General features: G+C 67.6%; 18 protein-coding genes. 7 read left to right on the forward strand and 11 right to left on the reverse strand.

Translation table 11 applies throughout. The annotated features are described in order from the left end of the window. The first annotated feature begins 103 nt into the window (after nt 1–103). On the forward strand, nt 104–718 hold the full coding sequence (slmA, locus tag J0A90_RS07735) for a nucleoid occlusion factor SlmA (RefSeq protein WP_035472421.1): 615 nt from the start codon (nt 104–106) through the stop codon (nt 716–718). A 106-nt stretch (nt 719–824) separates the two neighbouring features. Here slmA and rpoH read toward each other — a convergent pair whose 3' ends face one another. From rpoH to ftsY, 4 genes are all read right to left on the reverse strand, one after another. After that, a complete protein-coding gene (gene rpoH / locus J0A90_RS07740) occupies nt 825–1,691 on the reverse strand; it encodes an RNA polymerase sigma factor RpoH (RefSeq protein ID WP_035472419.1) in 867 nt (288 codons plus the stop codon). A 298-nt stretch (nt 1,692–1,989) separates the two neighbouring features. Beyond that, nucleotides 1,990–2,961 (reverse strand): permease-like cell division protein FtsX, encoded by a 972-nt coding sequence (ftsX, locus tag J0A90_RS07745; RefSeq protein WP_207033263.1) that lies wholly within the window; start codon nt 2,959–2,961, stop codon nt 1,990–1,992. Next, nucleotides 2,958–3,626: a cell division ATP-binding protein FtsE gene (gene ftsE, locus J0A90_RS07750; RefSeq protein WP_106419408.1), complete on the reverse strand. Its 669-nt coding sequence runs from the start codon at nt 3,624–3,626 to the stop codon at nt 2,958–2,960. The genes ftsX and ftsE overlap by 4 nt, the downstream gene beginning before the upstream one ends. After that, a complete protein-coding gene (ftsY, locus tag J0A90_RS07755; RefSeq protein ID WP_207033265.1) occupies nt 3,623–5,215 on the reverse strand; it encodes a signal recognition particle-docking protein FtsY in 1,593 nt (530 codons plus the stop codon). The genes ftsE and ftsY overlap by 4 nt, the downstream gene beginning before the upstream one ends. A gap of 128 nt (nt 5,216–5,343) precedes the next feature. Between ftsY and rsmD the strand changes: the two genes are divergently transcribed. Both rsmD and J0A90_RS07765 read left to right on the forward strand, forming a co-directional pair. Then, a complete protein-coding gene (gene rsmD, locus J0A90_RS07760; protein WP_207033267.1) occupies nt 5,344–5,997 on the forward strand; it encodes a 16S rRNA (guanine(966)-N(2))-methyltransferase RsmD in 654 nt (217 codons plus the stop codon). 165 nt (nt 5,998–6,162) lie between these two features. After that, nucleotides 6,163–6,366, forward strand: a complete 204-nt coding sequence (locus J0A90_RS07765) for a cell division protein ZapB (RefSeq protein ID WP_035473919.1) — start codon at nt 6,163–6,165, stop codon at nt 6,364–6,366. Between the two features lie 58 nt (nt 6,367–6,424). Here J0A90_RS07765 and rimI read toward each other — a convergent pair whose 3' ends face one another. The 5 genes from rimI to J0A90_RS07790 form a co-directional block, all read right to left on the reverse strand. Further along, a complete protein-coding gene (gene rimI, locus J0A90_RS07770) occupies nt 6,425–6,913 on the reverse strand; it encodes a ribosomal protein S18-alanine N-acetyltransferase (RefSeq protein WP_207033269.1) in 489 nt (162 codons plus the stop codon). Nucleotides 6,914–6,927: 14 nt separating this feature from the next. After that, nucleotides 6,928–7,800, reverse strand: coding sequence for a hypothetical protein (locus J0A90_RS07775; RefSeq protein ID WP_207033271.1), 873 nt, complete (start codon nt 7,798–7,800; stop codon nt 6,928–6,930). Continuing rightward, nucleotides 7,797–8,108, reverse strand: a complete 312-nt coding sequence (locus J0A90_RS07780) for a BolA family transcriptional regulator (RefSeq protein ID WP_207033273.1) — start codon at nt 8,106–8,108, stop codon at nt 7,797–7,799. Before J0A90_RS07780 ends, J0A90_RS07775 begins: the two co-directional genes overlap by 4 nt. Nucleotides 8,109–8,180: 72 nt before the next feature. Then, nucleotides 8,181–9,569 carry an MFS transporter gene (locus J0A90_RS07785; RefSeq protein WP_207033276.1) on the reverse strand — a complete coding sequence of 463 codons (1,389 nt, stop codon included), beginning with the start codon at nt 9,567–9,569 and terminating at the stop codon, nt 8,181–8,183. 55 nt (nt 9,570–9,624) lie between these two features. Beyond that, on the reverse strand, nt 9,625–10,011 hold the full coding sequence (locus tag J0A90_RS07790; RefSeq protein WP_035473929.1) for a hypothetical protein: 387 nt from the start codon (nt 10,009–10,011) through the stop codon (nt 9,625–9,627). A gap of 243 nt (nt 10,012–10,254) precedes the next feature. On the opposite strand from J0A90_RS07790, the gene glsB reads away from it, so the two are divergent. Then, entirely contained in the window at nt 10,255–11,196 is a 942-nt protein-coding gene (gene glsB, locus J0A90_RS07795; RefSeq protein WP_207033278.1) for a glutaminase B, read from the forward strand. Nucleotides 11,197–11,293: 97 nt separating this feature from the next. On the opposite strand, the gene lysS is transcribed toward glsB, so the two are convergent. Both lysS and prfB read right to left on the reverse strand, forming a co-directional pair. Further along, the gene (gene lysS / locus J0A90_RS07800) at nt 11,294–12,823 is read right to left on the reverse strand and encodes a lysine--tRNA ligase (protein ID WP_207033279.1); all 1,530 of its coding nucleotides are present in this window, start codon (nt 12,821–12,823) and stop codon (nt 11,294–11,296) included. Between the two features lie 309 nt (nt 12,824–13,132). Further along, nucleotides 13,133–14,231, reverse strand: a protein-coding gene (gene prfB, locus J0A90_RS07805) for a peptide chain release factor 2 (protein WP_207033281.1) whose coding sequence is annotated in 2 segments (ribosomal slippage) — nt 13,133–14,155 and nt 14,157–14,231 — 1,098 coding nt in all. Because the reading frame shifts where the segments join, the coding sequence is not laid out codon by codon here. 321 nt (nt 14,232–14,552) lie between these two features. Here prfB and J0A90_RS07810 point away from each other — a divergent pair. The 3 genes from J0A90_RS07810 (at nt 14,553) to J0A90_RS07820 (ending at nt 18,212) form a co-directional block, all read left to right on the forward strand. After that, nucleotides 14,553–16,163 (forward strand): peptide ABC transporter substrate-binding protein, encoded by a 1,611-nt coding sequence (locus J0A90_RS07810; RefSeq protein ID WP_233076591.1) that lies wholly within the window; start codon nt 14,553–14,555, stop codon nt 16,161–16,163. A gap of 129 nt (nt 16,164–16,292) precedes the next feature. Further along, entirely contained in the window at nt 16,293–16,991 is a 699-nt protein-coding gene (locus tag J0A90_RS07815; RefSeq protein ID WP_207033283.1) for an OmpW family protein, read from the forward strand. Nucleotides 16,992–17,024: 33 nt separating this feature from the next. Then, entirely contained in the window at nt 17,025–18,212 is a 1,188-nt protein-coding gene (locus tag J0A90_RS07820; protein WP_207033286.1) for a GGDEF domain-containing protein, read from the forward strand. Nucleotides 18,213–18,215 lie beyond the last annotated feature (3 nt).

Raw genomic sequence — 18,215 nt, forward strand, 5'->3', positions numbered from 1 at the left:
CGGCCCGCTCCGCCGTGCACTGACCGGGGCGTCATCGCCCCGGCCGCGTACGACGGAGTCACTCCAAGCAGGAGCCAAGACACCACCACCGACAAGAACGCTCATGACGCAGGCAACTTCAACGCTTTCCCGCCGCGAACAGATCCTCCAGGCACTCGCACTGATGCTGGAAGAGGACAGCGGCAAACGGATCACCACCGCCGCCCTGGCGCGTCAGGTCGGCGTCAGCGAAGCGGCGCTCTATCGCCACTTCCCCAGCAAGGCGCGCATGTTCGAGGGGCTGATCGAGTTCATCGAGACCAGTCTGTTCGAGCGCATTCGGCGAATTCTCGAGGAGACACCGGATGCCCTCGGCCGCTGCGAGACGATCGTGCAGCTGGTGCTGATGTTCGCCGAGAAGAACCCGGGGCTCAGCCGGCTCATGGATGGCGACGTGCTCACCGGCGAAACGGCCAGGCTGCGCACGCGCATGTCGCAGCTGTTCGAGCGTCTGGAGACCCAGTTCAAGCAGATTCTGCGCGAAGCCGAGCTGCGCGAGGGGCTGCGTCCGCGGGTCGCCGTCTCGGCCAGCGCCAATCTGCTCGCCGCCTTCGTCGAGGGGCGCATCAGTCAGTACGTGCGCAGCGACTTCCGCCATCTGCCGAGCGCCCACTGGCAGGATCAGTGGACCCTGCTCGGCGCACAGCTACTGGTAGGACAAACGACTACCAGCGCCTGAGCCGGCACTGGTCTGACCCAGCGATCCTGGCTCAGGCCCTGTAACGCAAAAAGCCCGACATGCTGAGCATGTCGGGCTTTCGCGCTGCGAGTGCGCCGATCAATGATCAGGCAGCGAGGGCGTCGCCCAGCTGCTGCTTGATCTTCTTCATGGCGTTCTTCTCCAACTGGCGGATACGCTCGGCGGAGACACCGTAGACATCGGCGAGCTCGTGTAGCGTCGACTTCTCCTCGGAGAGCCAGCGCCGCTGCAGGATGTCCCGCGAGCGGTCGTCGAGCAGCGCCAGCGCGTCACGCAGGCGGCGGGTGTAATCCGCCTCCCAATCATCGGCTTCGAGCTGCGCTGCCGGATCGAAGCTGCTGTCCTCGAGATACTGGGCCGGCGCCTGGTAGCTCTGCTCGTCGTCCTCGCCGGGGCTGGCATCGAAGCCGGCGTCGTAGGCCGAGAGCCGCCCTTCCATCTCGCGCACCACGTTCGGCTTGACGTCGAGATCCTTGGCAATGGCATCGACTTCGTCATTGTTCAACCACGCCAGGCGCTTCTTGGCGCTGCGCAGGTTGAAGAACAGCTTGCGCTGGGCCTTGGTGGTCGCGATCTTGACGATGCGCCAGTTGCGCAGCACGTACTCGTGAATCTCGGCCTTGATCCAGTGCACCGCGAAGGAGACCAGACGCACGCCCTGATAAGGATCGAAGCGCTTGACCGCCTTCATCAGGCCAACGTTGCCTTCCTGGATCAGGTCGGCCTGGGGCAGACCGTAGCCCGAGTAGCTGCGCGCGATGTGCACCACGAAACGCAGGTGCGACATGATCAGCCGGCGCGCCGACTCCAGGTCGTCCTCTTCGTGCAGGCGCACCGCCAGGGCGTGCTCCTCTTCGGCCGTCAGCACGGCGATGCCGTTGACCGCCTGTATATAGCCGTTGAGGTCGTGACCCGGCGAAAGATTGCCGATGGTTTGAAGACTGGTGCTCATATGCCGTGTCTCCATGCTAGGCGGTGCCCGCGGTGCCGAGCGTGGTATCGCTCAGGCGTCGCATCGCACCGCCGCAGGTTGTTAGGCCTGTCTATGCTCGTGAGATGCCTCTATGACCCCGAGTGTAGACAAAAGTTCAATCGTTGGGCCAGCGCGACCCGGTGTCCGAGCGGCTATCGACGTCATGCCTCGAGACTATGACCACCCCGAGGAAAACGATGGCCGTGCCAGCCGCTACTGCCATGTCAGGCTGGCGTGAAGATGACGCAGACGTCGAGTGCCGTTCGATCTAGTCTCGCTAGCGCGGCTTGGTCTCCGCCAGATGACGACCGACGGCGAGCCACGCGCCCAACCAGCCCAGTAGTGTACTAAAGAGCAGCAGAAAAACCGAGTTGGACACGCCTAAAGTCGGTAGCGCGAAGTGCGCGCCGTAGCTCTGGGCCAGCGCGTTCACCGGCGCGGCCAGCCAGTTGCCGCCCACGGCCAGAATACCCAGCGCCAGCAGCCCGCCGCCGAGCCCGTACCAGGCCCCGCTGTAGAGGAACGGCCGCCGGACGAAGGCGTGAGTGGCACCGATCAGGGTCACCACCTCGATCTCCTGACGCCGGCTCTCCACCGCCAGACGAATGGTATTGCCCACCACCAGCAGTACGCCGAGCCCGAACAGCAACCCCAGCGCCAGCGCCACCCGCTGGCCCAGCGCCGCCAGCTGCTGCAGACGGTCGAGCCAGGCCAGGTCTAGGCGCACTTCGTCCACCCCCGGTAGCTGACCGAGGCGCTGGCTCAGCGCCTGTACCGCGGCCGGGCTCGGGTCGTCCGGCGTCACTACCACGCTGGCAGGCAGCGGGTTGCGCTCGAGCTGGCTGAGCGCGTCGTCCACCCCCAGGGCGCGCTGGAACTCGTCCAGCCCCTCGGCGGCGGTCACCAGCCGCGCCCCGGCCACGCCGGGCTCGGCACCCAGCGTCTCGGAGAGCGACAACGCGCGGCTCTCGTCGATATCGTGATCGAAGTAGACGGTCAGCGTAGCGCTCTCGTCAAGCTGGGCATCGAGCAGCTGGGCGCTGTCCAGCACCAGCCACAGCCCGGCGGGCAGGATCAAGGCGATGGCGATCGCCAGCATCGTCAGCAGCGTGGCCAGCGGCCGCCGTACCAGGCGCAGGGCGCTGTCGCCGAGCATGGCACGGTGGTGGCGCAGCCAGGCGCGCCCGCCCCCGGCAGGTCCCGGTCGGGCGCGCTGGGCGCCGCGCGGCGCCGGCTGACGTTCGCTCATGCCGCCTCCCCGTCACGCACCAGGCGCCCCTCGCGCAGCTTGAGCACGCGGTGGCGCAGACGCGCGATCAGGGCCAGATCGTGGCTGGCGATCAGCACCGTGGTGCCGATGCGGTTGAAGTCCTCGAACAGCCGCATGATGTCGGCCGAGAGCTGGGGGTCGAGGTTGCCGGTGGGCTCGTCGGCGAGCAGCAGTGCCGGCTTGTTGACCACCGCGCGGGCGATGCCGACGCGCTGCTGCTCACCGGTGGAGAGCTCGATCGGCAGCGCGCGCTCGCGGTGCAAGAGGCCGACCTTGTCGAGCGCCGCGCGCACCCGGCGTGCCGCCTCGTGGGGCTCGATCCCCTGGATGGTCAGTGGCAGCGCCACATTGGCGAAGATATCGCGGTCGAACAGCAGCTGGTGATCCTGGAACACTACCCCGATCTGGCGCCGGTAGTAGGGCACCTGGCTGAGGTGCAGGCGGTCGAGATCGTGCCCGGCGACCAACACGCGCCCGCGGGAGGGGCGCTCGAGGCGCATGATCAGCCGCAGCAGCGAGCTCTTGCCGGCGCCGGAGTGGCCGGTGAGAAACAGCATCTCGCCGCGCTCGACCCGGAAGTTGATATCGGCGAGCGCCTCGAACCGCCCGCCGTAGCGCTTGCCGACATGCTCGAAGGCGATCATGAAGCGGCGTCACCGTCCCGGTCGAACAGCGCCTTGACGAAGGTGTCGGCGTCGAACGGACGCAGGTCGTCGAGTGTCTCGCCGACCCCGATGAAGCGGATCGGCGTGCCCATCTTTTTGGCCAGGGCGAAGATAATGCCGCCCTTGGCGGTGCCGTCGAGCTTGGTCAGGGTGATCCCGGTGACCGGAATCGCTTCGTCGAAGGTGGTGGCCTGGGAGATGGCGTTCTGGCCGGTACCGGCGTCGAGCACCAGCATCACCTCGTGGGGCGCCGAGGCGTCGAGCTTGGCCATGACCCGCTGCACCTTCTTGAGCTCCTCCATCAGATGGCTCTTGTTGTGCAGCCGTCCGGCGGTGTCGGCGATCAACACGTCGACCTTGCGCGCACGTGCCGCCGCCACCGCATCGTAGATCACCGAGGCGCTGTCGGCGCCGGTGTGCTGGGCGATCACCGGTACCCGATTGCGCTCGCCCCACACCTTGAGCTGCTCCACCGCCGCGGCGCGGAAGGTGTCGCCGGCCGCCAGCATCACGCTGCGCCCCTCGTTCTGGAAGCGCTGGGTCAGCTTGCCGATGGTGGTGGTCTTGCCGACCCCATTGACGCCGACCATCAAGATCACGAAGGGTCCTTCGCCCTTGGGCGGCAGCGCCAGCGGCTGGGTCACCGGCTCGAGCAGCGCCGCCAGCTCCTCCTGCAGGGCGCGGTAGAGCGCATCGGCGTCGGCCAGCTCCTTGCGCGAGACGCGCTCGGTCAGCCGCGCGATGATCTCGCTGGTCGCCTCGATACCCACGTCCGCCAGCAGCAGTTGGGTCTCGAGATCCTCCATCAGGTCATCGTCGATCTGCTTCTTGCCCAGCAGTAGATCGGCGATGCCGTCGGTCAGATTGGCGCGGGTACGCCCGAGGCCGGCACGCACCCGCGCCAGCCAGCCGCCCTTGGGCTTCTCGCGCGGAGCCGGGGGGGCCTGCTCGGGTACGCTCTCGGGCGCGTCTGTTTCTTGGGTACTGACGTCGTTGCTGACGTCGACACTGGCCGGCCCGGTCGCTGCGGGCGCGCCGGTAACGACCTCGGCGGGCGCCGTCTCGGCCGCCGGGGCAGCGGCTGACGCAGCTTCGCCCTCGGCCGGCGCCGTGGCATCGCTGGTTTTCGGCGCCGCAGCCTCGCGCTCATCAAGCGCCGAAGACTCGTTCTCGTCCAGCGCCGAAGACTCGCTGTCTGCCGGCGCCGTGGCATCGTGGGCCAGCGCCGTCTCGCGGCTCGGCGCGGCCGGGGTCTCGTCGAGGGCGGAAACCGCGGCGTCAGCGGCCAGCGGTTCATCCAGCGCCGCGCGGGCGGCGCTCGTCTCGACCGGCTCGGGGGCGTAGTCGACCGCGGCGCCACGCTCGGGGTCAGCGGCCTGCACGGCCTCGTCCGCGGCAGGCGCCTCAGCCTCGGGGGACACCGGCTGCACCGCAGCGTCTTCTACCGGCGCCTCGGCGTCGGCGATACGGGCTTCTTCGGCGGCACGCGCTTCGGCCGCCTCCGCTTCCCGGCGGGCGGCTTCCTGCTCCTGCTGCTGTTTCTTGCGGCTCTTGAATAGTCCGAACATGGATGACTTCGCTGCTGATGGCCGTGGCGACGCCGCCGGGTCGGCGGGCGTCGACACGCTCTCGGAAAAGGTCGATATCGAGCGTCAATCCTATCACCGCGAGGGTGGCGGGGGTACAATTGCGCGCCATGAATCGACGTCGATCCCAGCGTGGCGCGCCCGGCGGGCGTGCCCCCTCCCCTGCCGCCGACGGCGGCCGTCGCGGCCAGCGTGCCTCCCACGGCGGTCGCGGCGAACTGCGCCTGATCGGCGGCGAATTTCGTCGCCGCCGGCTGCCGATCCTCGACAGCCCAGGGCTGCGCCCGACCCCGGACCGGGTGCGCGAGACGCTGTTCAACTGGCTCGCCTTCGAACTCGCGGGCACGCGAGTGCTGGATCTGTTCGCGGGTACCGGCGCGCTGGGGCTGGAAGCGCTCTCCCGCGGCGCCGGCGAGGTGCACTTCGTCGAAGCGGCAGCCCCGGTGGCCGCCGCGCTGACGCGCAATCTGGATACTCTGGGGGCGCAGGCCACGGTCCATCGCGGTGACGTCGCCGGCTATCTGGCCGGCCCTGCCACTCCCTGCGGGCTGGTATTTCTCGATCCACCGTTCCGTCAGGGGCTGGCAGCGGCCACCTGCGAGCGGCTGGAGCAGGGTGGCTGGCTTGCGCCGCACGCCTGGATCTACGTCGAGACCGAGCAGGAGCTGGCCTGGCAGCCGCCGCCCGGGTGGCAGCTACACCGCGAACTGCGCGCCGGCGACAGCCACGCCCGGCTGTTCCGGCGCACCCCGCCAGCGGCCTGACGCCGCCGTCTCCACCTCGAGACGCTTGTCGCCACCGGCCACGCCACGTAGGCTGGCGGCCAGCCGAATCATCGGCAGTGGCGGGCGTCATTCGTCACCTTACCCGCACGCCGGCGCGTTACGCCGGCGGCGCCTGCAACCGTCGTCAACCCCAAGGAGAGCGTCATGAACGGAGAGATCTTCGCCCAGCTCGAGCAGAAGATTCAGAACGCGGTCGACAGCATTGAGATGCTGAAGATGGAAAACGAAGAGCTGAAGGCTGAGAACGCCCAGCTGCGCCAGGAGCGCGACGAGTGGGAGCGCCGCCTGGGCGGTCTGCTCGACAAGCTGCGCGCCCTCGACGAGACGCAAAGCGACGCCGGCGCCTGAAGTCACGTTCAGCCCGTCTCACGGCACCGACGACCGCCCCGGCCGTCGGTGTCGCCGCCTACTCGGCGGGCACGTCCGCCGGCAACGCCCGTGACATCAGCACCGCCTCTTCGCTGCCGCCATCGTCACAGCGGTAGTACCCCCGCCGCCGGCCATCCTCGGCAAAGCCCAGCTTGTGGTAGAGCCGCTGCGCGGCCTGGTTCGACGCCCGCACCTCCAGCAACATGCGCTCGGCCCCACGGCGCGCCGTTCGCGCCAGCAGCCACGCCAGCAGCGCCGCGGCGAGACCGCGCCGACGCGCGTGCGGGTGCACGCTGATCGACTGCAACTCGGCATCGAACGGCAGATAGGCGACCACCGCCACCGCGTGCAGTTCGGCGGCCTCGAACACGCCCCACACTTCCAGGGTATCGTCACTCAGTGCGCTGCCGAGCAGCGTAGTCGACCAGGCATCGTCATTGGCGAGCGCCTCGAAGCGAGCCCAGGAAGCCAGATCGCCCGCACCAAGTAGACGCGGCGATGCCGGCAGAGAGGGAGTGGCAGTCATGCGCTGGGCTCGGCTCAGGCAGCGCCGGCAGACGCCCGCCGCCACGCCTCGCCGGTGGCATGCAGCTGCGGCCAGCAGGCACGCTTGGCCGCCGGGTCACCGAGCAGGCTGGCCGGATGCGGCCAGCGGTGGCAGTCGAACTCGAACGGGGTGTCGCCGGCAAACAGCGCCGCGGCGTCAGCGCCGGGAATCACGATGGCGCCTTCGATGCTCAGACCGTTGCGCATGGCCTGACCACCGCAGAACACCGCCAGGCCATCGCGGGCCTCGCCCAACGGGTCGTCCACCGGCGTCTCCATCAGCGGCCAGTCGAGGCTCGCAAGCGCTCGCCAGTCGCCGGGCAGCCCGGCGGCCACGAGCATCTGCTTGAGCAGCGCCTGGGCGGGTGCCGGCAGCCCCTCGCGCCCGCCGGGCAACAGCAGCCACCAGCGCTGGTCGAGCACCGCAAGCGTCAGCGAGAAGCGCAGCGGTGCCGCCCGTTCACGGGTCGCCGCCTCGGGGGCGGGAGTCTCGGCCGGCGTATCGGTGGGGGTGTCGACGGGTTTATCGACGGATTTATCGAAGACGGCGGCCGACGCCTCGGCCGGCGCCGGATCTTCCCCCAGCAGGGCCCGGGCGCGCGCCACCGGGGCACGGCTGGCGCGCTGCGCAGCAGGCTCAGCAGCGGAGTCGGGGCGCATCGCCGCAGGCGTGCGCTCCGTGGACTGGGCAGCGGGCGTTTCCAGCAGCGCGTGGAGACGCTGGCCCGGCGCGGGTTTTTCCGCTGCCGCCGGCACCTCCCACTCGGACTGTGCGGTGGGCCGGGCATTGATCAGGCGGTAGCGTGACACCCAGGCCGGGATGCCCATCGCCTCCAGGTACTGCAGCCGTTGGGGGTCGGCGATCACCGCTCGCCTCCCCCACGGCAGTTGGGCGAGTCGGGACGACTGCCGCCACGCGCTGCCCACTGCTGCGGCGTATAGAGGTGCAGCGCCAGGGCGTGCACCGGGCCGGCCAGCTCATCGGCCAGCACCGAGTAGATCAACTGGTGGCGCTTGACCGGCATCAGCCCGGCGAAGCGCTCGGAGACCAGCGTCACCTTGAAGTGGGTTTCCGAATCGGGCGGCACATGGTGCATGTGGCTCTCGTTCTCGACCGTCAGATACTGCGGCTCGAGCGTGGCCAGCTTTTCTTCGATGCGGGTTTGAACACTCATGCAACACCTCCTGTGCCAGTCGGGTCATTGTAACGTCTGGCGGCCGTCGCGGCGACGCCACCGGCAGCCGTCTCAGCCGCGGCGGTCGCGGGCCGCCAGGGGTACCCGGTAGAGGCTCAGCCCCAGCGCCACCACCACCGAGACGCAGCCCAGCCACAGCGACAGCGTCAGCGAGCCGAACGACAGCCCCAGAATCAGACCCACCAGGGCGGTGCCCAGTGACTGGCCGAAAGTGCGCACCGAGGCCAGCACGCCGGAGGCGTTGGCGCTCAGCGCCAGCGGCACACTGCCGATCATCTCGCGGTTGTTGGGCGCCTGGAACAGGCCGTAGCCGACGCCGCACAGCGCCGTGCGCCAGATCACATCGACATAGCCGGAGTCGGCATCGAGCCCGGTCAGCGCCAGCATGCCGAGCAGGAACAGCCCGAGTCCCACCGAGCTGATCAGCGCCGGATTGCCCTTGTCGGCGAGCCGCCCGGCCACCGGCCCGATCACCATGATCACCAGTGGCCAGGGGGTGAACAGCAGCGCCGAGGCGATCGGCGAGACGCCCATCACCGTCTGGTAGAGAAATGGCAGCCCGACGAAGGCGATGCCCTGGGCCAGGAAGGCGAACATCGAGGTGACCGCGGCGAACGAGAAGCGCGGCTCTTCGAACAGCGCCAGCGGCACCAGCGGGCTGGCGACATGGCGCTGGCGATAGACGAAGCCGACCAGACAGGCCAGTGCCAGGGCCAGGGTGACCAGCGCCATCGCCCCACCGCCGCCATGGCCGAACTGATCCAGGGCGAAGACGCTGCCGCTCAACATCACGATCGACAGCAGCGCCCCCCAGACATCGAAGTGCGCTCGCCGAGCCGGCTCACGCGGCAGCGAACGGGTCGCCAGAAACAGCGCAAGCCCCCCCACCGGGACATTGATCGCGAACAGCCAAGGCCAGCTCGCCAGATGCAGGATCAGCCCACCGATCGACGGCCCGGCGGCGATCCCGAAGGCCACGGTGAGGGCGCTGAGGCCGATCGCCGAGCCCAGCAGGCGGGTAGGAAAGATGACCCGATAGAGCGACGGGCCGATACTCAGCATCGCCGCGGCACCGATACCCTGCAGCATGCGCGACACCAGCAAAAGCTCGAACGAACGCGACAGCGCACACGCCAGCGAGGCCAGGGTGAACACCGCCAGACCGCCGATATAGAGCCGATGCCGGCCGATCACCCGGCTCAGCGCGGCGAAGGTGAGCAGCAGCGCCGCGGTGACCAACTGATAGACGTTGGCGATCCAGATCGATGCCGCGCCGCTGATGTCGAGCTCGTCGGCCAGGGTCGGCAGCGCGATATTGACGATGCCGCTGTCGAGCACCGCCATCTGCGTGCCGGTGACCAGCGCCAGCAGCGCCAGCTTGCGCTCGCGCCCGGGCAGCCCGTCGTCGCCGTCACGCACTTCGAACAGCCGTTTCAGCATGCCGCCATGCCCACCTCCGGCAGTGCGCAGCGGCCAGTCAGGCCCAGGGTCTCGCTCACTCCTCGTCGGTCTCCATCAGCAGCTCGTCATCCACCTCGGCGGTCTCCAGCTCGACCTCGTCATCCAGGTCGATCGCCAGATAGCTGTGCTCGACGGTCAGGAACTGTTCGAACAGGGCCAGATCGACCACCTCCGGCCACTGCCGAGAATCCTCTTCCCAGGCGCGCAGCTCGCTTTCGAGAATATCCACGCAGCGCTCTTCGACGTAGGCCGCCAGCGCTTCCGGCGTGTCCATCTCGGGGATCAGATAGACAGTGGTCTCAGCCGCGATATCGTCGAGGGTGAGATCGTCCTCGCCCATGGTGGGTTCGAGCGAATTGACCCAGTCGACGAAGGCCTGAGTGGGCTTCACGCTGAGTGCGGAACGGTTGAGCAGCTTCATGGTGTCACCCCTTTGCATGGAAACCGACGGCGCCGAATTTGCCGGCCCTGCGGCCGACTAGCTCGACGCTGCACTGGTGCGGCGCTGCGCGCAGCGCCGACAGTATGAGCGTTCGTCGCGCCCATGACCAACCCTGGATTGCGGCACTCGCCGCGGCGCTCGACGACAGCGGCACGGCAGATGCAATCGGCGCGGCGGCGCCCTACACTGGCGCCCCTTTATCTGCCGACTGCCGTCACCGCCATGTCCTCTTCGTTCGACCCCGCCGCCCTAGACGATCTGCTGACGCGTATCGCCCGCGACGCGCCGCGCCACTTCGGTGAGGGCCAGGTGGCCAGCTATATCCCGGCGCTGGCGGAAGTGGTGCCGGATCAGTTCGGCATCGCCGTGTGCGACGTCGCCGGGCGCGTCTACCGGGCCGGGGCAGCGGATACGCCGTTCTCGATCCAGTCGATCTCCAAGCTGCTCAATCTGATCATCGCGATCCAGCATCTGGACGAGGCCGATATCTGGCAGCGGGTCGGCCGCGAGCCCTCGGGGCAGGCGTTCAACTCGATCGTGCAGCTGGAAGTGGAGCGCGGCATTCCGCGCAACCCCTTCATCAACGCCGGCGCACTGCTGGTCACCGATCTACTGGTATCGCGGATCATGTCGATCCACTGGGTCATGCGCGAGCTGGCGCGGCGCCTGGCGGGCAACCCGGGTCTCGGCTTCGATACCCGGGTCGCCAGCTCAGAGATGGCGCATAAGGCGCGCAACGCCGCGCTCGCCTATCTGATGAAGGCCTACGGCAATCTTCACGGCGAGGTCGACGAGGTGCTCGACGTCTACTTCCACGGCTGCGCGCTGTCGATGAGCTGCGTCGACGTGGCGCGGGCGTTCGCCTTCCTGGCCAATCGCGGCGTGCATCCGGGCGACGGCAGCGTCATCGTCACCCCGCAGCAGAATCGCCAGCTCAACGCCCTGCTGCTCACCTGCGGTCTCTACGACGCCGCCGGCGACTTCGCCTGGCGCGTGGGCCTGCCCGGCAAGAGCGGCGTGGGTGGCGGCATCGTGGCGATCGTGCCGGGCCAGATGAGCCTGTGCGTGTGGTCGCCGCGGCTCGACAGCTACGGCAACTCGGTCGCCGGCCTGCGCGCGCTGGAAACCCTGGTCGAGGGTCTGGGCGTCGCCCCGCTGGGCTGAACGCCACCCGCCTCGCCGCCGGCGAATCACATCACGCGCGGGCCAGCGCCGTCGCTCGCGCAGCGGGCGCCGGCGACCACGCTGGCCCGCGCGGCGATCACTCCGGGCGCATCGCCGGGAACAGCAGCACGTCGCGGATCGAAGGGCTGTCGGTGAGCAGCATCACCAGGCGGTCGATGCCGATACCCTCGCCCGCGGTGGGCGGCATGCCGTACTCCAGCGCGCGCACGTAGTCGGCGTCGTAGTACATCGCCTCGAGATCGCCGGCATCCTTCTCCGCGGCCTGGGCGGCGAAACGCTCGGCCTGGTCCTCGGCGTCGTTGAGCTCGGAGAAGCCGTTGGCGATCTCGCGCCCGCCGACGAAGAACTCGAAGCGGTCGGTGACGTGCGGGTTGGCATCGTTGCGCCGCGCCAGCGGGCTGACCTCGGCCGGATACTCGGTGATGAAGGTGGGCTGATCGAGGCGATGCTCGGCCACCGCCTCGAAAATCTCGGTCTGCAGCTTGCCCAGGCCCCAGCTCGCCTTGACCTCGATACCCAGGCGGCGGCAGGTGGCGGTGGCGCCGTCGAGCGTGTCGATGTCCGCCTCGCCGATGCCGTCGCCATGTTCGAGGATCGACTGGCGCAGGGTCAGGCGCCGGAACGGCTGGCCCAGGTCATACTCGGTGCCCTGATATACCACCACGCTGCTGCCCAGCACACGCTCGGCGACGTCACGGATCATCGCCTCGGTGAAGTCGAGCAGGTCCTGGTAGTCGGCGTAGGCCCAGTAGAACTCGAGCATGGTGAACTCGGGGTTGTGACGCGTCGACAGCCCCTCGTTGCGGAAGTTGCGGTTGATTTCGAACACCCGCTCGAAGCCGCCCACCACCAGCCGCTTGAGATAGAGCTCCGGGGCGATGCGCAGATACATGTCGATATCCAGCGCATTGTGGTGGGTGACGAAGGGCCGTGCGGTGGCGCCACCGGGGATCGGCTGCAGCATCGGCGTCTCGACCTCCATGAAGCCGCGCTCGACCATGAAGCGCCGGATCGCCGCGATCACCCCGGAGCGCACCTCGAACACGCGCCGCGACTGCGGATTCATGATCAGGTCGACATAGCGCTGACGGTAGCGCGCCTCGAGATCGGTGAGACCGTGGAACTTGTCGGGCAGCGGACGCAGGCTCTTGGTCAGCAGCTGCGCCTGGCGCAGCATGACGTAGAGATCGCCCTTGCCGGATTTGTGCACCGGGCCGCTGCCGGCGACGATGTCGCCGATGTCCCAGCTCTGGATGTCCGCCAGCAGCTCGGCGGGCAGCCCCTTCTTGTCGACGTAGAGCTGGATCTGCCCGGAGACGTCCTGAATCACGATGAACGGGCCGCGCTTGCGCATGATCCGCCCGGCGACCGCAGCCTGACGGTCCAGCGCCTCCAGCGCCGCCTTGTCGTGCTCGCCCAGCTCGGTCTGCAGCTCGGCGGCCAGGCTGTCGCGGCGGAAGGCGTTGGGGAAGGCGCTGCCGCCCTGCTCCGCCGCGCGCTCGCGGCGTTCCGCCAGCTTGCCGCGACGCTCCGCGATCAGCCGGTTTTCTTCCTGCACGTCAGTCGGTGCAGTGGAGGGAGATTGCGGGTTGTCCTGGTTCGCCATGTCGTCGCCTGTGGAAAATCGTATCTATGAAGTCGTCGAATCGATAACGCCGTCGAATCCGTGAAACGCTCGGCTCACTGCTGCGCGCCTTGCCCTGGCACAGCGCTAGAGGATCTGGCAATGATCGCTCAGGGAATCAACCGGCCAACGCTCGCAGCGCGGGGTTCGAGCGCTTGAACCGTTCCAAGGGCCGCTACGAGCGATGCCAAGACAAGGCGAAACTCGACGAGCCAGCGGAGTTGACTGGGGTGTCAATGAGCATGGCGAGTCGAGTTTCAACGCCGTATTGGCAAGCGCAGTCGGCCCGAATCAGAGCCCCTGTTTCAGGCTCGCCTCGATGAACGCATCCAACTCTCCATCGAGCACCTTCTCGCAGTTGCTCGTCTGTACCCCGGTGCGCAGATCCTTGATCCGCTGGTCATCGAGCACGTAGGAGCGGATCTGGCTGCCCCAGCCGATATCGGCCTTGCTGTCCTCGGCCTGCTGCTTGGCGGCGTTGCGCTTCTGCATCTCGTGCTCCCACAGCTTCGCCTTGAGCTGTTTCATGGCGAAGTCGCGGTTGGCGTGCTGGCTGCGCTGGCTCTGGCACGCCACCACGATACCGGTGGGCTCGTGGGTGATACGCACCGCCGAGTCGGTGGTGTTGACGTGCTGACCGCCGGCCCCGGAGGAGCGGTAGGTGTCGACACGCAGATCGGACGGGTTGATCTCCACCTCGAAGTTGTCATCGACCTCGGGAGAGAGGAACACCGAGGCGAACGAGGTGTGCCGGCGCCCGCCGGAGTCGAACGGACTCTTGCGCACCAGCCGGTGCACGCCGGTCTCGGTGCGCAGCCAGCCGAAGGCGTAATCGCCCTGAACATGCACGGTGGCCGACTTGATGCCCGCGACCTCACCGGCGGAGACTTCGGTCAGCTCCGCCTTGAAGCCGTGGTGCTCGGCCCAGCGCAGATACATGCGCAGCAGCATGTTGGCCCAGTCCTGGGCCTCGGTGCCACCGGAGCCGGCCTGGATGTCGAGATAGGCGTTGTTCTCGTCCATCTCTCCGGCGAACATGCGCCGGAACTCCAGCTTGTCCAGCTGCCCTTCGAGGTAGGCGAGTTCCTTGCGTACCTCATCGACGGTGGCATCGTCCTCTTCCATCACCGCCAGTTCGAGCAGCTCGCGGTTGTCGGCGAGGCCGCTGTCCAGGGTATCGATGGTCTCGACCACGGCTTCCAGCGACGCCCGCTCCTTGCCCAGTTTCTGGGCGTAGTCGGGGTCGTTCCAGACCTCGGGGTTCTCCAGCTCGCGCGAGACTTCTTCTAGCCGATCCTTCTTCTCGGCATAGTCAAAGATACCCCCTCAGGACGTCTGTCCGTTCGGACAGGTCCTTGATGAGGTTGTTGATCGGATTGATCTCTTGCATGGGACTCCTGCCATCATGAGCGTGGGCGCCCGCCAGGCCGCGCCAACCGCGGGGGCGGCACCCGGCGCCGGGCTGCGCCAAAAGGTCGACTATTGTAGCCAAACGCCGGCAGAGCGTCATCCCGGCTTCGCCGGCTGGCGTGGTGACATTGCATCAGGGGCGAGACGCGGGAGCGCACGCGGTAGATAGTTATAACGGTTTCACTATTATTCATTTACCCCGGCCGCAAAGGCCCTGCTACCGTCGACGGCCACCCGTGCATACCCAGATGCCGTTACCGGATAGTCGTCACCCTATCGCCATGACCAACGACACATCGTCATGACCAACAACAGCTACAAGGAACCCTTGCCGATGCGCTCTCATCCGCTCGCCCTCGCCATCGGTCTGGCCGCCGGCCTGACCTCGCTCTCACTGCCCGCTGCCACGCTGCACATGGGGATCTCGGGCGATCCCGCCTCGCTCAGCCCGGCCAAGATCACCGGTGGCGTATGGGAAGAGGACGTATTGCGCGATCTGTTCGAGGGGCCGATCGCGATCGACGCCGAGGGCCATATCATCCCCGGCGCGGCGAAGAGCTGGGAGATCTCCGACGACGGCAAGACCTATACCTTTCATCTGCGCGACGGGCTCGAGTGGTCCGATGGCCAGCCTTTGACCGCCGACGACTTCGTCTTCGCCTATCGTCATCAGGTCGACCCCAAGACCGCCTCCAACTACGCCCACCGCCTCTATCCGGTAGTCAACGCCCAGGCGATCAACGCCGGCAAGAAGCCGCTCGAGACGCTCGGCGTCGCTTCTCTCGACGATGGCAAGACGCTTCGGATCACCCTCAACGAGCCCACGGTCTACTTCCTCAAGACCCTGGTACTGCCGTTCGCCTATCCGATCCCCCAGCATCTCTACGCCAAGTACGGCGACGACTGGAGCGACCCGTCGCATATCGCGGTCAACGGCGCCTTCAAGCCAGTCAAATGGGTCTCCAACACCGAGCTGGAAACGGTCAAGAACACACACTTCCATGATGCCGACAACGTCAGCCTGGATGGCGTCGACTACTATCCGCTGGAGGACAAGGTGGCCGGCATCCAGCGCTTCCGCGCCGGCGAGCTGGATATCCTGCGCGACTACCCCGCGGCGCAGTATCCGCGTCTCTCGAAGACGCTCGCCGATGCCACCCACCGCTTTCCGTCGCTGGGTACCTACTACTACGTCTACAACCTGCGCGACGGCTCGCCGGTGGCCGACAAGCGGGTACGCGAGGCGCTGAGTCTGGCGATCCGCCGCGACGTGATCGCCGAACAGCTGCTCAAGGGCGCGGTCACCGCGGCCACCTCGCTGGTGCCGCCGGGGACCAGCGACTATCAGGCGCAGTCGCAGCCAGGGCTCGACGACCCCATCGATACCCGCCTGGCCAGGGCCAAGACTCTGATGCGGGAGGCCGGCTACGGCCCGGACAAGCCGCTGAAGCTGACCCTGCGCTTCAACAGCGGCGACGAACACCGCCAGATCGCGGTCGCCGTGGCCGCCATGTGGAAACCGCTGGGGGTCGATGTCGAACTGCGCAACACCGAGGCCAACATCCACTACGCCGACCTGATGCAGGGGGATTTCCAGGTCGCCCGCGCGGCCTGGATCTCGAGCTACGACGACGCCCAGAACTTCCTCCAGCTGCTCTCCGCCGAGACCAACAACTACGGCGCCTACCACGACGCGCGCTACGATCAGTTGCTGAGTGAATCGGATCGCGAGCAGGACCCGGCCAAGCGGGCCAAGCTGATGCAACAGGCCGAGGCGCTGGGGCTTGCCGACTATCCGCTGACGCCGATCTACACCTACAGCTCGCGCAATCTGGTCGCACCGGCACTCACCGGCTGGGACGACAACGCCCTCGACATGCATGCCTCACGCTGGGTGCACAAGCCGGAGTGATGCTCGCCCGCCGGCGGCCACGGAGCTCAAGCGCGCTGTGCCGCCGCCGATAAAAGGTGCGAGTGGCGGCAGGGCGCGGCGGTGCCGGCGTGACCGGCACCGACCTTCGAACTGCCCCGGGAGAGCTTCATGCGGCACCTTGCGCCAGCCGTCACCAAGCCGCGTCGCGCTATCCATGATCACTACTTCCGTGCCCACTGTGCCCGTCTCTGCCTGCTCCTGCTGGCGCTCGTCACGCTGATACACACCGGTCCGGCCCGTGCCGGCGCCCTAAGTCAGGGCGACTGGCTGCTGCGCGGTCTGGTGCTAGGCAGTCATGCCTCCCAGGTTCATTCGACGATATCGACCATCGGCGGCGAAGTGGAGATCGCCTCACGCGTCCAGCCGGGCGCCGACCTCAGCTACTTCCTGAGCGAGCGCTGGGCACTCCAGTTCACCGGCGGCATCTCGCGCACGCACTACCGGGTACGCGATTCCCTGATCGGCGACTTCGACGTCGGCCGCGTCGACAGCTACAGCGGAGCACTCTCGCTGCAGTACCACTTTACTCCCTGGGGCGCACTGACGCCCTACCTCGGCGCCGGCCTGTACCATGCCCGCGAACGTCGTGTCGAACCCGCAACCGGCATCCCCGATTTCTCGGTCGAGCCGGTTACCGGCCCCCTACTGGTGGCCGGTGCCGACTATCATGTGAGTGGTGACTGGTTCGTCAGTGCCAGCCTGCACTACCTGAAGGTGCCCACCTATCGTTTCGAAGGCGAAGGCTTCAGCAGCGAACTGCGGGCCAACATCTGGACGCTCGGCGCCGGGCTCGGCTACCGCTTCTGACACCGACGAGCCGGCACGGCCAGGGAAAAGATCATGCATATGACCGACGATGCCCTGCTCACGGCGACGCTGAGTCGCGCAGCCTTTCTGCTGGTATTCCTGACCGTGGTCCTGAGCCAGCTACATGAGCGTTTCCTGTGGCATTGGCTGTCGGCACTGATCGGCTCGTCTCTGGGGACGGCGCTGATGGCACAGTTTCCGGTCGACGGCGAGCCCGGTCTGGCACTCGGCCTGGCAACCTATCTGCTCTTCATGATCAGCCTGATCGGCTCCTGGAGCGGCGTGCGGCTCTTCTATCGACGGCGCGTCGACCCGCGCCTGCTGGGCGCCATAATACTGCTGCCACTACTGATCTATACCGTACTCGATCTTTTCCAGGTGGCACTGAACTACCGCCGCTTCGTCATCACCTTGGCCTGCACGCTACCGGCCTGCCTGACGGTGTTCGAGATCCTCAGACCCGCCTCGGAGCGCCTGTTTTCGCCGATCGTCGTGGCGCTGGCGTTCATCGCCTACGCCGTGGCCCTGGCCGGTACCGGCGTGGCGCTGCTGCTGAATCTCACGCCGCCGACGCAGGAGGCGGTCAACTACCCCTCCTTCGCCGTCGACCGTGTCGCTAGCATCCTGGTCTACTTCGGCTATATCGCCATGGCTGGCGAGCGCGCCAACCGCGCCCTGCGCCAGCAGGCCGAGACCGACCAGCTCACCGGGCTGGCCAACCGCCACGGCGCCCAGCGCGCTCTGAACCGTCTGGAGACAGCGCGCACGACGGGCGCAGAGGGAGTTCGGACCAGCGTATTGCTCGCGGATGTTGACCACTTCAAGCGCATCAACGACACCTATGGCCACGAGGTCGGTGACAGCGTGATCGTCGCGGTCGCCGCGCGCCTGCGCGGGGCCGTGCGCGACGGCGACGTCGCGGTGCGCTGGGGCGGAGAAGAGTTTCTGGTACTGCTGCCCGCCACGGACGCCACAGCGGCACAGGTGATCGCCGAACGCCTGCGCGATGCGGTGATACACACGCCGGTGCACGCCGACGGCCATGATATTCCGGTGACGCTCTCGATCGGCATCGCCGAGGCGACATCGGAGGGCGAGACGCTCAGCGCGGCCATCGTCAGCGCCGACCGCGCCCTCTACCGGGCCAAACGCCAGGGCCGCGACCGTGTATGTCTCGACACCACGCAGAGCGACGAGATCACGATCAGCTCCGCGTCTTGATCT

It is taken from the genome of Salinicola sp. DM10 (assembly GCF_017306975.2).
Lineage (GTDB): Bacteria > Pseudomonadota > Gammaproteobacteria > Pseudomonadales > Halomonadaceae > Salinicola.